The organism is Corynebacterium sp. UMB4614, assembly GCF_030217065.1.
Taxonomy (GTDB): Bacteria; Actinomycetota; Actinomycetes; order Mycobacteriales; family Mycobacteriaceae; genus Corynebacterium.
Genome location: NZ_JASONC010000016.1, coordinates 15,001 through 28,923 on the forward strand (window position 1 = coordinate 15,001; position 13,923 = coordinate 28,923).

General features: G+C 64.9%; 14 protein-coding genes. 13 read left to right on the forward strand and 1 reads right to left on the reverse strand.

The window, feature by feature from the left end:
- Positions 1–62 precede the first annotated feature (62 nt).
- From QP413_RS07485 to QP413_RS07530, 10 genes are all read left to right on the forward strand, one after another.
- The gene (locus QP413_RS07485; protein WP_012360290.1) at positions 63–260 is read left to right on the forward strand and encodes a ubiquitin-like protein Pup; all 198 of its coding nucleotides are present in this window, start codon (positions 63–65) and stop codon (positions 258–260) included.
- Positions 257–1,771 (forward strand): Pup--protein ligase, encoded by a 1,515-nt coding sequence (gene pafA / locus QP413_RS07490; protein WP_284781326.1) that lies wholly within the window; start codon positions 257–259, stop codon positions 1,769–1,771. The genes QP413_RS07485 and pafA overlap by 4 nt, the downstream gene beginning before the upstream one ends.
- Positions 1,772–1,777: 6 nt before the next feature.
- Positions 1,778–4,084, forward strand: a complete 2,307-nt coding sequence (locus QP413_RS07495) for a WYL domain-containing protein (protein ID WP_284781327.1) — start codon at positions 1,778–1,780, stop codon at positions 4,082–4,084.
- Positions 4,085–4,127: 43 nt separating this feature from the next.
- Complete coding sequence (gene tatA, locus QP413_RS07500) at positions 4,128–4,376, forward strand: Sec-independent protein translocase subunit TatA (protein ID WP_148820513.1); 249 nt, start codon at positions 4,128–4,130, stop codon at positions 4,374–4,376.
- Positions 4,377–4,421: 45 nt separating this feature from the next.
- A complete protein-coding gene (gene tatC, locus QP413_RS07505; protein WP_284781328.1) occupies positions 4,422–5,453 on the forward strand; it encodes a twin-arginine translocase subunit TatC in 1,032 nt (343 codons plus the stop codon).
- Between the two features lie 105 nt (positions 5,454–5,558).
- Positions 5,559–8,294, forward strand: coding sequence for an RNA helicase (locus QP413_RS07510; protein ID WP_284781329.1), 2,736 nt, complete (start codon positions 5,559–5,561; stop codon positions 8,292–8,294).
- Positions 8,287–9,021: an SDR family NAD(P)-dependent oxidoreductase gene (locus QP413_RS07515; RefSeq protein ID WP_012360296.1), complete on the forward strand. Its 735-nt coding sequence runs from the start codon at positions 8,287–8,289 to the stop codon at positions 9,019–9,021. The genes QP413_RS07510 and QP413_RS07515 overlap by 8 nt, the downstream gene beginning before the upstream one ends.
- A 119-nt stretch (positions 9,022–9,140) precedes the next feature.
- Positions 9,141–9,626, forward strand: a complete 486-nt coding sequence (locus tag QP413_RS07520; protein ID WP_284781330.1) for an FxsA family protein — start codon at positions 9,141–9,143, stop codon at positions 9,624–9,626.
- The gene (gene lnt / locus QP413_RS07525) at positions 9,623–11,185 is read left to right on the forward strand and encodes an apolipoprotein N-acyltransferase (protein ID WP_222863846.1); all 1,563 of its coding nucleotides are present in this window, start codon (positions 9,623–9,625) and stop codon (positions 11,183–11,185) included. Before QP413_RS07520 ends, lnt begins: the two co-directional genes overlap by 4 nt.
- Before the next feature lie 12 nt (positions 11,186–11,197).
- Entirely contained in the window at positions 11,198–11,995 is a 798-nt protein-coding gene (locus QP413_RS07530; RefSeq protein ID WP_012360299.1) for a polyprenol monophosphomannose synthase, read from the forward strand.
- Positions 11,996–12,078: 83 nt separating this feature from the next.
- On the opposite strand, the gene QP413_RS07535 is transcribed toward QP413_RS07530, so the two are convergent.
- Positions 12,079–12,447 (reverse strand): RNA polymerase-binding protein RbpA, encoded by a 369-nt coding sequence (locus QP413_RS07535; RefSeq protein WP_169847090.1) that lies wholly within the window; start codon positions 12,445–12,447, stop codon positions 12,079–12,081.
- Positions 12,448–12,562: 115 nt separating this feature from the next.
- Here QP413_RS07535 and QP413_RS07540 point away from each other — a divergent pair, with 115 nt between their 5' ends.
- Genes QP413_RS07540 through QP413_RS07550 form a run of 3 tightly spaced genes read left to right on the forward strand, consistent with a single transcriptional unit; the run spans position 12,563 to position 13,922 of the window.
- Complete coding sequence (locus QP413_RS07540; protein ID WP_284781331.1) at positions 12,563–12,946, forward strand: hypothetical protein; 384 nt, start codon at positions 12,563–12,565, stop codon at positions 12,944–12,946.
- A gap of 47 nt (positions 12,947–12,993) precedes the next feature.
- Positions 12,994–13,689, forward strand: a complete 696-nt coding sequence (locus tag QP413_RS07545; protein ID WP_284781332.1) for a YceI family protein — start codon at positions 12,994–12,996, stop codon at positions 13,687–13,689.
- Positions 13,690–13,742: 53 nt separating this feature from the next.
- Positions 13,743–13,922, forward strand: coding sequence for a hypothetical protein (locus tag QP413_RS07550; protein ID WP_284781333.1), 180 nt, complete (start codon positions 13,743–13,745; stop codon positions 13,920–13,922).
- Position 13,923 lies beyond the last annotated feature (1 nt).

Below are 13,923 nucleotides of genomic sequence, written 5' to 3' on the forward strand. Positions count from 1 at the left end.
CGATCCATCCCGAGAGCCCAGGTAATGTGAAGTTCAACTAATCAACGTTTGAGGAGATAGGCATGGCAAACGCTCAGCAGCAGGTCTTCGGCGGTGGGGGCGGCGACGACGCCGAGAACAACGACGCCCCGCAGCAGGGTTCGGGAACCCAGCAGGTCAACGTCACCGGGACGGATGACCTGTTGGACGAGATCGACGGGCTGCTGGAGACCAACGCCGAGGAATTCGTCCGCTCCTACGTCCAGAAGGGCGGACAGTGAGCCCAGTGACCGGAGAAGAGACGCCAGCGGAGCAACAGGGTACGGCAGACAACCCCGTCTATGTCCGCCGCATCATGGGGCTGGAGACTGAGTACGGCATCACGAATGTCCTCGACGGCACGCGCCGCCTGGGCCCCGATGAGGTCTCCCGTCTGCTGTTTTCTCCCATCGTGGAGAAGTATCGCAGCTCCAATATCTTCACCGAGAACGCTTCGCGACTGTACCTGGACGTGGGCGCCCACCCGGAGATTGCCACTGCGGAGTGCGATAGTCTCCACCAGCTGCTCGCCTACGATCGCGCAGGCGACGAGCTTGTCCAGCAGCTGGCCAGCCGCGCAGAGGAAGAACTAGCCAGCAACGGTATCGGCGGGAACGTCTTCCTGCTGAAAAACAACACTGACTCGATGGGCAACTCCTATGGCTGCCACGAGAACTACCTGATCAGCCGCAACGTGCTGCTCAAGCACCTGTCCTCTCAGCTGCTGCCGTTCCTGGTGACCCGCCAGCTGATCTGCGGGGCTGGCAAGCTCACAATCCCAAGCCCGGGCGCCCCGAACGAGAACTTCGAGGCCGGGTTCATGATGAGCCAGCGGGCGGACTACATGTGGGAGGGCATCTCGAGTGCCACCACCCGTTCCCGGCCGATCATCAATACCCGCGATGAGCCGCACGCGGACTCGTCGAAGTACCGCCGCCTGCACGTGATCGTGGGGGACTCGAACATGTCCGAGACCACCACCGCACTGAAGATCGGTTCCGCGCTGCTGGTCCTCGAGATGATCGAGGCGGGTGCGGAGCTGCCGAACTACGAGTTGGCCAATGAAATCCGCGCGATTCGGGATATCGCCCGAGACTTCACGGGGCTCACCGAGGTGAAGCTGCGCAGCGGCGAAACCGCCACCCCGCTGGAGATTCAGCGCACTTTCCACGCCGCCGCAGTGCACTGGCTGGAGCACCGCCCGGAGCCAGAGTGTGTCGATGGGCGTTGGCTGGGTACCCCGCGCGAACAGCTGGCTCCGGTCGTCGAGCTGTGGGGCCGCGTCCTGGACTGCTTCGAGACCGGGGACTTCTCGCCGGTGGACACCGAGATCGACTGGGTGATCAAGAAGAAGCTGCTGGACGGCATGGCCTCCCGCCATGGGTTGGAGATGACCGATCCGCGGTTGGCGCAGATTGACCTGCGCTATCACGATATTCACCCCGCCCGTGGGCTGTTCAACGTGCTCAAGCGTCGCGGGCAGGCCGCGTCGATTCTCGGTGAGGAACAGATCCGCGAGGCAATGGATCAGGCGCCGGCGACGACGCGCGCGGCCCTGCGTGGGAGGTTCCTCACCGCTGCACGGGAGCACGGCTGTGCCACGACCGTGGACTGGATGCGGTTGAAGATCAACGGCGAATTCGGCAGCGAGGTCGCGCTCCCGAACCCGTTCGCGGCCACGGATCCGCAGGTGGACGAGATGATCGCCAGCATGGCGGATCTCGGTGGCACCGGCGCGACCGCGCGAGGTTAATCGCCGATGGTGCCTCCACAGAAGCCAGGCAGCGCCGGGTCCCGCAACCGCCCAGTGAAGGTGACCTGGCAGCAGGGCGCGAGTCGGCTATTCAACCTGGTCATCGGCCTACTGAACGCCCCCAGCCCGCGCCCGACCGCCTGGGTCGTGAAAAATATCGCAGGCTACTCCGGGCAGCTTAAGTCCCGGGAGCGCGTGTTCCACCGGGACCGGGAAACGCTGCGCCAGCTGGGGATCCAGTTGAGCCACGAAAACCGGGAGGGCCAGGACTACTGGCTGCTGCGCCCCGAGCAGGTCTTTCTCCCGGACCTGGCCCTCTCGGATGCCGAGCTACAGGTATTGGCGACCGCCACGCAGTGGGCACGCCAACCGGTGGACTCCGCGATGGCGGGTCCGACGGCACAGGCACAGCTGAAGCTCGCGGGTGCGGGACTTAGCCGGATCGATGACTCCGCCGTGGTTCAGCCCGTTCCCGACATGGTGGAGCTGGATCCGAGTAGCGTCGACGCTATTTTTCGCGCCACCCAGCGCGGGCTGCGGATGACCTTCTGGTACTACCCGGCCTACTTGGTCGAGCCGGAGCAACGCACGCTGGATCCGTGGGCGGTCGCCGGGGTCGAGGGCAGGCTCTACGTCACCGGTTTCGACGTGGACCGGGGAGCTCAGCGCACCTTCCGGCTCGCCAGGCTCTCCGATGTGCGCGCGGAGGCGCAGTTCATCGAACACCCGGCGCCCACCGATCCAGCCACCGGGCAGCCAGTGCCGGCCGGCGAGTTGATCCGTCGCGGCCTTGAAGGCCACCAGACGAAGGTCACAGCCAGCGTGTTGTTCACGGGGGAGGGGGCAATCCAGCTTCAGGACCTGGCCCACGACCTCCGCGACACCCCCGAGGGCAAGATCGGCACGGTTGGTCCGGTGGATCGCGATTGGCTGGTGCAAACTGCGGCGAGCTACGCCCCGGACGCGGTGCTGCTGGAGCCACAGCAGCTGGTCGGTGACGTCGTCGACCTTCTGCAACGCGCCCAGCGGTTGGGCGCCCAGGAACGCCCTTCAGCAGGCGAGGCTACAAACACTTCTCCCGGGGCCTTGGAGGGCACGTCAGCGAGGGCCGAGCACGAGCCGGAGGTCACGGATTCAGACGATCCCAATCAGGCCGTCGACGAAGATGGACCAACCGAGGTCACGGCACCGCCGGCAAACCTGGTCGCCCAGCAGTTCGCCCAGACGCTCTCGGTGCTGGCCTGGTTCCAGGCGAACCCGCGTGGTTCCTTCATGCGGGCCTCCCGCGACCTGGGACTCAGCGTGGTCCAAATCCAGCACGAGCTGAAGCAGCTGAGCATGTGTGGGCTGCCGGGCTACTACCCGGGCTCGCTCGTTGAGATTGCGATGGACCGCACCACCGCGGAGGCGCAGTTCACCGCCGGGTTGGACGGCCCGGTGCGGCTCAGCACCGTTGAGGCCGGTGCCTTGCTGTTGAACCTGGAGGCGGTCCGGGACACCATCCCCGCCGAGCAGCGGGAGGCCGTGGACTCGGTGACCGTCAAGCTCCAAGGTCTGCTGCAGGGAACACAGGGCACGCCCAACCAGCCTGCGACGGAAACAGGCGCCGATCCCTCGCAAGACAGCGCCCTCACCGCGGAGCACCAGGAAACACCGACACCGCCACAGGCTCACGCCCCCGAGGATCCCGTAGAGGCCACGCTGGGCCTGCTGCGCAGCGCACTTGCGGAGCGTCGCCTCGTGGACTGCGAGTACCTCACCCTCAGCAGGGATCAGCGCAGTAAGCGCAGGCTGGTGCCCGATGCGATCCGCATGATCGAGGGCAACGCCTATCTTCTGGCGCGCAGCCTCGATGACGCGGGTGTGGTGCACGAGGCCCCGAAGAACTTCCGGGTATCCCGCATGAGCGAGATCACGCTCGGGGAGGAAGCGAGCGCGCCAGCAGGATTGCCCTCCGAGGTCGATGCCACCGATCCCTTCGACTTCGGTGCGGCCACCGAGTGGGCCCACTTCCGACTGTCCAACTCCGCGCTGTGGATGCTGGAGTACTTCCCGCTGTGGCAGGACGCCGACGCCGACGATGGAGACGTGAGCGAGGACGCCCGCGCCGAATCCAACTCCGCGTCCACCACCCCCGAGGCTCGGAGCATCGCGGTGACGATGCCGGACACCGGCGCGTGGTTGGAGCGCTTCCTGATCGCCCACGCCGGGCAGGTCGCGGAACTCTCGAGCCCAGACCTCGCCGGACGCGTCGCGCGACGCGCGGAAGCGGGGCTGGGGCTTTATCGGGACCGTTTCCCCGATGTAAGCTGAAGGCTGAGATTTTTAACGCAGGTTCTGAAAGGCAAAAACCTTCATGCTCTCTGGTAGCCACATCCTCATCCTGTTGCTGGTTGTCCTTCTCGTGTTCGGCGCATCTCGCCTGCCGAATGCCGCCCGTTCCCTTGGCCGTTCGATGCGTATCTTCAAGTCCGAGATGGACGAGATGCGCACCGATAACCCAGAGCAGAACGAGGCGCAGGCCATCGAGCAGCAGCGCGCGCCGCAGCCGAATCCAGCGCAGCAGGTTAATCCAGCACAGCAGCAGAACCAGAACAGCAACTAGCTAAAGAATTCGCGCCCATCTTCCGGCGCGTTTTCGTTTCCCCGCATGAGTAATACCCCTCAGGCAGCACGCCCAGCCCGGCGGCCCCGCCACCGGGCTTTTCGCCGTGCCAATCAGCGACCAACCGATGGCTCGATGAGCATCGTCGAGCATATTCAGGAGCTGCGCCGCCGCCTCATTATCGCGGTCATCGCCATCCTGATCGGCACGATCTTGGGCTACCTCTGGTACGGCACCAACGTGGGCCCGCTGCGTAGCCTGGGCGAAATCCTCCGCGAGCCCTACTGCAAACTTCCTTCCGAGGTGCGCTTCGGCGCCGCGACCGGGGAGTGCCGGCTGCTGGCCACGGGCCCCTTCGAGATGTTCCTGCTGCGATTGAAGGTCGGTTTCATCGCTGGCATCGTGCTCTCCGCACCCGTGTGGATTGGCCAGATCTGGGGCTTCATCACCCCAGGGCTGAAGAAGAATGAACGCCGCTGGGCGGTCTCGGTCTCACTCGTTGCGACCCTGTTTTTCTTCTTCGGCGCCGCACTGGCCTACCTGGTCCTGCACCACGGTCTGCACTTCCTTCTCACGGTCGGCGACGAGGCCCAGATCACCGCGCTCAAGGGCAGCGAGTATTTCAGCTTCGTCCTCATCCTCCTACTCGTCTTCGGTGTGAGCTTCGAGCTGCCGCTGTTCACGGTGCTGCTGAGCTTTGCGGGGCTGCTGCGCTACGACAGCATCAAGACGAAGCGCCGCTATATCATCGTCGGTCTCTTCGCTTTCGCGGCCTTCGTGACTCCGGCTGACCCGTTCTCCATGCTGGCGCTCGGCTGCGCGCTGACCCTGATGATGGAGATCACCTACGTGATCATCCGCTTCAACGACAAGCGTCGGGATAAGCGGCAGGCTCGTGAGGCCGACGCCCCTGGTTCCGACATTCGCCCTTCCGGTGCGGTCGCGCCAGCGGAGGCTGTCGAACGGGCCGAGCCGATCAAGGCGTCCCAGGGTATCGCGGGTCAGGGTCCGGCAGACCCGGGCATGGGCCGGCGGAACTCGTTCAACTACGCCGAGATCTTCGACGAGGACATCTAAGCCCCACCTCGCCCTCGATGGGCAGCGGGCCGGGGCGTGGGTGCCTGCCCGAACCGAGGTCCTGAAACGCGTGAGCAACAGCGAGCGGATAGACTCGGTACACATATGGCTAACAGCGCTACGTGCAACGCAAAAAACTACCCCACGCTGGTCGAAGAGTTCCGGAAGGAATACGACTTCGAACTCGATGAATTCCAGCTCGACGCAGCCGCTGCGATCGCCGAGGGCAGGGGAGTGCTCGTGGGAGCACCGACCGGCGCCGGAAAGACGATCGTCGGCGAATTCGCGGTTTACATGGCCTTCCACGGTGGTGGGGCCTGCTTCTACACCACGCCCATCAAGGCGCTGAGCAATCAGAAGTACCACGACCTGTGCGCCAGCTACGGGGAGGAGAACGTCGGACTGCTCACCGGCGATGTCACCCTCAACCCGGACGCGCCGATCGTCGTCATGACCACCGAGGTCCTGCGCAACATGATCTACGCGGACTCGGACCGTCTGGCCAGCCTCACCCATGTGGTGATGGATGAGGTCCACTTCCTGGCCGACCGGTGGCGCGGACCGGTGTGGGAGGAGACGATCCTCAACCTGGACCACAGCGTGACCCTGGTATCGCTGTCGGCGACGGTCTCCAACGTGGAAGAATTCGGCGGCTGGCTGCGCACGCTACGCGGTGAGATGGACGTCATCGTCACCGACAAGCGCCCCGTTCCGCTGACCCAGTACATGATGGTCGGCTCGAAGATCATGCGGCTGTTCAGCAAGAACGCCGAGCACCTGGCGGGGGAGAATCACCCCGGCGCGATCAATCGCTCCCTGCTCTCGGCGGTGGGCAAGGCGGAGGCCTATGGCAATCAGCGTGGGCCCCGCCGCGAGGACGTGGTGCGCCACCTGGAGCAGGCGAAGATGCTGCCGGCGATCTACTTCATCTTCTCTCGCATCGGCTGCGATAAGGCGGTGCAGCAGCTGCTGATCCGGAAGGTGGAGCTCACCACGCCCGACGAGGCCCGGGAGATCGGCGAGATCATCGACGAGGGCGTTGCAGGGCTGGAGCCGGCGGATCTGCACATGCTGGGTTTCCGCCAGTGGCGCCGGGCGCTGATGCGGGGAATCGGGGCTCACCACGCCGGGATGCTGCCGGCGTTCCGGCACATCGTGGAGAAGCTGTTTAGCCGTGGGCTGCTGAAGGTCTGCTTCGCCACCGAGACGCTGGCGCTGGGAATCAACATGCCCGCCCGCACGGTGGTGCTGGAGAAGATGACGAAGTTTAACGGGGAGGCTCACGCGGAGCTGACCCCGGGCCAGTACACGCAGCTGACGGGTCGTGCGGGGCGCCGCGGTATCGACACGGTGGGCAATGCCGTGGTGCTGTGGAGCCCCCAGGTCGACCCCTATGCGGTGGCTGCGCTTGCCTCGGCCCGGACCTATCCGCTGGATTCGACGTTCCGGCCGGGCTACAACATGGCGGTCAACCTCATCGCCACGAAGGGCTGGGCGGAGGCGCACCGGATCCTGGAGCGTTCCTTCGCCCAGTACCAGGCCAATGACACGATCGTGGAACGCGCGCACGCTGTCGAACTGCGGCGTCAGGACTTCGACCGGGAGCGCGCAGAGTTGGAGGCCCTGGTGGGTCGCGCCGAGGCGGCACAGCGGGAAGACGCAGCCGAGCTCACCGAGCAGGTCTTGGATTACGCCGAGCTGCGGCGCACGCTCTCCCACGAGGAGCGGCAGGCCAAGCGGGATGCTGCCCTCGAGCGCCAGCAGGAGGTCGAGCACCTGCTGCGCTCGATCAACGTCGGCGATGTGCTCGCCCTCCCGACAGGCAAGAACCCGGCGACGGCCGTGGTCATCCGTTCTGATTCAGGCCGCAATCCGCGCCCCACCTTGGTTCTCGACGACGGCTGGGTGGAGCGCGTCGCCGCCGACATGTTCCGTAACACCCCGGTGGTCATCGGGCACATGCGGATTCACCGAGGCGTGGAACGCGCGCCGAAGCGCCACGCTCGGGCTGTGGCTTCCCAGCTGCGTCGGATGCACCTGGATAAGCCGAAGAAGATCCGCCCACATGCCCGCGGCGGCTCCAAGAAGGCTGCGGATCTGCGCAATCAGCTCCATGTCCACCCGGTGCATTCCTGGGCAGAGCGCGAGGAGCTGGCGAAGAAGGCGCAGTCGGTGTTGAAGGCCGGTCGGCGTTGGGAGTATCAGAAGCAAGAGTCCGAGCAGCCTGGGGACTCGCTGACCGCCACCTTCGACCGGATTATCGCGCTGCTCGAGGAGCTGGGTTACGTGGAAACCTGGACTGCCGAGGGCGGTACGCCGGCGGCAAAGGTCACCGAAGAAGGTGAGAAGCTGGCCCGGATTCACCATGAATCCGATCTCCTGGTGGCCCAATGCCTCCGCCGCGGGCTGTGGGATGATCTCGATCCGGCCGAGCTGGCCGCTGCGGTGAGTGCCTGCGTGTTTGAGAACCGTCGAGAGTCCACCGTGCGCACCCAGCTTCCGACCGATGCGCTGGAGGAGGCGGTGGCTCACACGCTGCGCGTGTACAAGGAGCTGGTCAGCGACGAGGAACGCCACCGCCTGACCGCCACCCGGGGGCCCCAGCTGGGCTTCGCCACGGCTGTGCACCAGTGGGTGGCCGGGGCACCGCTGGAGTACTGCCTGCAGGCCGCGGAGGCCTCGGGGGCGGTGCTGACCCCGGGCGACTTCGTCCGCGCCTGTGGTCGGGTGAAGGACCTGCTGGATCAGATCAAGATGACCGGTTATTCCAACGACGTGAGGAAGTCCGCGCGTAAGGCCGTGGACGCGATGCAACGAGGGGTTGTGGCTATCGATGTCTAATATCGCCATTTTCGGCGCCACCAGCGAGATCGGCGAGCACATCGCGCGCCTGCTGGCACCGGGGCAGTCCTTCCTTTTGGCAGGACGCCGGCCTGAAGCGCTGGATACCCTGGCCGAGGAGCTACGAGGCTTGGGCGCACGGCAGGTGGAGACCTACTTCTTCGACGCAGCAGATACCGCGAGCCACAGCGGCCTGATCGATGAGATGGAGGCGGCGTGCGGACCGATCGACACAGCCTTCGCCATGTTCGGGGTACTGGGTGATCAGCAGCTCGCGGAGGTGGACGGTGCTGAGGTCTACCGGGTGCTGCACACCGACTTCACCGCGCAGGCCGTGCTGCTCACGGAACTATCCCAGCGGATGAAGCGCCGCGGCACGGGCACGCTGGTGGCGTATTCCTCGATCGCCGGTGCCCGGGTGCGCCGCCCGAACTACGTCTACGGTTCGGCGAAGGCCGGCCTGGATGGGTTCGCCCAGGGGATGCAGGACGCCCTGCGGGGCAGCGGGGTGCGGCTGATGGTCGTGCGCCCCGGCTTCGTCATCGGCCGGATGACCGAGGGGATGGATCCTGCACCGATGTCTTCGACCCCTGACGTGGTTGCGAAGGCGACCGTGGAGGCCCTGGAAGGCAACCGCGACGACGTGTGGATCCCGGGGAAGCTCCGCGTGCTGGCTGTGGTGATGCCGCTGGTGCCGCGTTGGCTGTGGCGGCTCGCGCCGCGTTAGCGCGCTTTTGCTTCCGCCGGGACTACGATGGAATCTCTAGCACCACCGCGGTGTTGGTCCTATCAGGTACCGCATGTCGCTGGTGCAGGTGATTGTTTTTAGGAGGACACAGAAAACTTATGCGCAGGAGCTTCTTCCTCTACGTGGTCGTGGAGCTGTTGGCCTTTGTTCTGCTGGGCAAGTGGCTCGGCTTCGGCTGGACGATCCTGCTGTACCTGGGGCTGTTCATCCTCGGTGTCGCCATCGCCGCCTGGCAGATGCGTGTGCTGACGGTTCGCGTGCTTCGGGACCGCAGGTCGCCAGGAAAGTTGACCGGTGATGCAGCGCTGTCTGCATTCGGCGCCCTACTGGTAGCCCTGCCGGGCGTGGTGACGGGGGTCGTGGGCATTCTGTTTATGCTCCCGCCGACCCGCTCGATCGCTCGACGTTCCATGGGTACCGCTTTGCGTGCGAAGATCACCCGGCTGGGTGGAGAGTCTTTCATCGTGTCCTCCCGCGCCAGCGATCCACAGGTGCGCAACATTCCAGGCTGGGGAGAGGTCATTGACCACCGCAGCGAGGAGTTCGGTGATGAGGGCCCTGCTGGGACCACTAGCGCCCGATGAAGCAGTGGCTCGCTAAACTTCCCTCGCCGTGGCGGGTGGTGGGAGCCCTGTTTGCGGGCTTCATGGTCTTCGCGTCCTACGAGCCCACCGGGCTGTGGTGGGCCGCCCCGTTGGGCTATGCGCTTTTCTTTGGCGTTCTGACGCAGCGGCATGCAGTGTCGCTTGCCTTCCTCAATTCGCTGGCGACGTTTGGTTTTCTGCTGCCCTGGATCGGGGAGTTCGTCGGTGCTTCGGCCTGGATCGCGCTTGCCATCGTGCAGGCGCTCTACGCCTTGATTTTTGGTCTTGGGGCTCGCAGTTTGCTGCGCTGGGGCAAGGGAGCCTGGAACTGGCGCAGCATCGTGGGCGCGGCGGCGTTCTTCGTCGCCGTCGAGGGGGTCCGTTCCCACTGGCCGTTCGGGGGCTTCGGTTGGGGACGGCTGGCGTGGGGTCAGGTGTCCGGGCCGCTGGCCGCCGATATCCGGCTTGGTGGCTCCGCGTTCGTGAGTTTCCTGGTCGTCTTGCTCGGTGGCTTCATCTACTTGGCAGCCCGTCCGCCGTACACAACGCGGGCTGCTATCGCCTCCAAGCTCCGCCTGCAGCACGCGGGCGTGGTGGCCATTGTGTTGCTGGCCTCCGCCATCTACGGCTCGAGTTTTAGCCAGGAGCCCACCGCGGGCCAGGTCAACGTCGCAGCAATCCAGGGCAACGTCCCCCGAACTGGTCTCGACTTCGCGGCACAGCGACGCGCCGTGTTGAACAACCACGTGCAGCGCACCCATGAGCTCGCGGATTCGGTCGCAGCCGGCGAGGCTAAGCACCCCGACGTGGTGATCTGGCCGGAAAACTCATCCGATGTGAACCCGTTTAAGGACCCGGACGCCTACGCCGCCATCGACTCAGCAGTAACGGAGATCGATGCGCCCGTGATGGTCGGCACCGTCATCGGAAATGAGAACACGATGCTCACCTGGGGCCCGGCCGGCAGCAGCGAGCCGGGCCCGGGGGAGAAGCACGTGAAGAAGTTCCTTCAGCCCTTCGGCGAGTACATGCCCTTCCGCGAGATCCTCAAGCACGTTAACGAGAACGTCGAGCGGGCGGGCAACTTCGTCCCCGGCGACGGGCCTGGTGTCGTGCGGATGCCGGCTGCGCGTGGGGACGTCCTCGTAGGCGTATCCACCTGCTACGAGATCTCTTTCGACGCCAGCGCCCGCGACGCGGTGCGCAATGGTGCCCAGTTCCTGGCTAGTCCGACGAACAACGCCACTTTCGGCTTCACGGACATGAGCTACCAGCAGCTCGCGATGAGCCGGATGCGGGCGATCGAGACTGACCGGGCGGTCGTGGTGGCTGCCACCTCCGGTGTCTCGGCGATTGTTATGCCGGATGGGGAAGTGGTGGACCAAAGCCGACTGTTCCGCCCAGACATCCTGCAGGCAGATATTCCGCTGCGGGATGGCACAACGCCGTCCGTGGCTGCGGGCCCCTGGGTGGAACGGGGGCTGGCCGCCGCAGGTGTTTTGGGGATAATCGGGGCCTTCCTCGCGTCTCGCCCCACACCACGCAAGAAAAGCAGATAAACTAATCACATTATGAAGAAGCTCAGCGATAAGACTCTCGTCATCATCCCGACTTTCAACGAGCGCGATAACCTTCCGATCATCACGCGTCGCCTGTTGGAAGCCGAGCCGGAGCGCGTCGATCTCCTCGTCGTCGACGACAACTCGCCGGACGGTACCGGGGAGCTGGCGGATCAGATGTCCAAGGACGACTCCCGCATCCACGTGCTGCACCGCGAGGGTAAGGGCGGCCTCGGTGGTGCGTACCTGGCCGGTTTCAAGTGGGGCATCGAGAACGGTTATGAGGTTCTCTGCGAGATGGACGCCGACGGCTCCCACGCCCCGGAGCAGCTCCACCTGCTGCTGGACAAGATCGACGATGGCGCGGAACTCGTCCTGGGGTCCCGCTACGTTAAGGGCGGAAAGACCGTAAACTGGCCGGCCGACCGCAAGTTCCTCTCCCGTGGCGGCAACATCTACGCTTCCATGGCACTGGGCGCCGGCCTGTCCGACATCACCGGCGGTTACCGCGCCTTCCAGCGGGATCTTCTGGAGCGGATGGATCTCGACGCCGTGGACTCCGCAGGTTATGTCTTCCAGGTGGACATGGCATGGCGCGCCGTCAACGAAGGCGCTGACGTGCGTGAGGTCCCGATTACTTTCACCGAGCGTGAGATCGGCGAGTCCAAGATGAGCAGCCGCATCGTGGGCGAAGCGATGGCTCAGGTGACCCGCTGGGGCTTCCGCCACCGCATGTACCAGGTTCGCCAGCTCATGCGCGAGGGCGCGCGCATCGGCGCCGGCACCGTGGAGCGTGCTCTGCAGAGCTAACCCGAGAGCTCAACGCTAAAGGCCTGGCCACGTTGGTTACGTGGCCAGGCCTTTATGTGTATTGACGCGAAAGAAGGGCCGGTCTAGGCCTTCTCCTGCTCCTTGAGCAGCTTCATGGCCTCGCGGCGGCGCTTACGCAGCAGCTCGATACGCTCCTCCAGCAGCTCGTCAAGCTCCTCCAGGGAGCGGCGCTCAAGAAGCATGTCCCAGTGCGTACGTGGTGGCTTCGCAGGCTTAGATTCGATGCCCTCGCCCTCGACGAGGGTGCCCATCTGGCCGTTCTTGCACAACCAATCCTGCGGGATCTCGGCGTCGTCAGCGAACGGGACCTCAAAAATTTCGCCGTCCTCAGTCTGGTACTTCACCATCCGACGTGGCGCGAGATCGTGGTCCCGGTCGGTTTCATACGACACGGCACCCATGCGACTGCCTCGCAGTACGCGGTCTGCCATTAGTTCCTCACTTCCGAAGTTCGCTAGCGGCGCCTCCGGGGCGCCATCAATGTAGATAACGCACCGGGTGCGGGTTTTGTTCCCAGGTTCCCCGAAAGGGTTAGGATCTTTAGCCATGAGCACCCCCATTGCGCGCGAAGACTTCCCCCACACGCCGGGGTTCTGCGCGTGGTGCGGGGAGGAAATGCCCGGCCAGCAGCGGGGGAGGCCACGCAAATTCTGCAGCCGGTCCTGCCGCCAGCGGGCCTACGAGCAACGTGCGAGCCAGCCGGCGCCGGACGCACCCACGCCCACAAGCACCCGCCTGGGGACCCCAGGGGACACTGGGGATGAGTTGGGGGATCAGCTCTTCGAACTTCGGTGCGCGGCGGAGGACCTCGTCACCGCGATAGACGAGCATGCAGAGCGCGCTGAGCTGCGTGGCATGGCTACGGACCTGGTGCGGCTGGCGCACCGCGCGGAGCAGCTGAACCACCCCCAACCCCCGGGACGCGCTTAAGCCCCACCTTTTCCTAATCTTCCCTGCTTAGCACTAGGCTGGGTGCCATGCGCAAGGGAATTATCACTCTGGGTGTTATCGGTATTATCGCGGCATTCCTGTTCGGCGTTGGGCCGATCGCGTATCAGCTGCTCACTGACCGGGGTCTGCAGACCGCTGATCTCGTCGAGGGTGGTCCTGAACCAACGACGTCAGCGGACGGTCACTGGGTGATCGTCCCTGGTGCCGGCGCCAACCACACCCAGGCTGGTTATACCTTCCGTGAGATCCTGCCGGGGCAGGAGAAGACCACCTCCGGACGTGCGGACAACAGCACGGAGGAGAACATCAAGGGTGACCTGCAGGTCACGGACGGAACCCTCACGGAGGGCCTGGTGGAGATCCGCGTTGCAGGGATCTCTTCAGACGTGGAAAAGCGCGACATCAACGTCCGCCGTTCGATCCTGCACACGGAGGACTACCCGAAGGCGAAGTTCAGCATCACCGAGCCGGTGGATCTGAGCAAGGTGCCGGAGGATGGCTCCGTCGGTGAGGTCGAGGTCACGGGGGATCTCACCCTCCGCGGCGAATCTAACAAGGTCAGCGCGCCGCTGAAGGTACTGCGGACGGGGGACAAGGTCGTCGTCCAGGGGAAGGTGCCGTTCAAGCGTTCGGACTTCAACATCAAGACCCCAGAGTTCGTCGCGGCCAAGATCGCCGACGAGGGAACGATCGACCTGCTTCTCGTGTTCGAGAAGCCTTAAGCCCCCACGCGGGACGCGCGCGACAATAATCGCGGTCACTGTTAGGAGCACCATTGAATACCCAATTTCTGCTGTGGTCCCGGGTTATCCGGCTTGTGGTGCTGCTCGCGCTCGGCGGGTGGCTCGTGAGTAATGGCACCGGCCTTGACTACTTCTTTGCCGCGGTCTGCGCCGCGCTGATCGCGCTGACCGGTTATCAACTGTGGGCGAGCGTCCAAAGGGGAGGCCACTGAT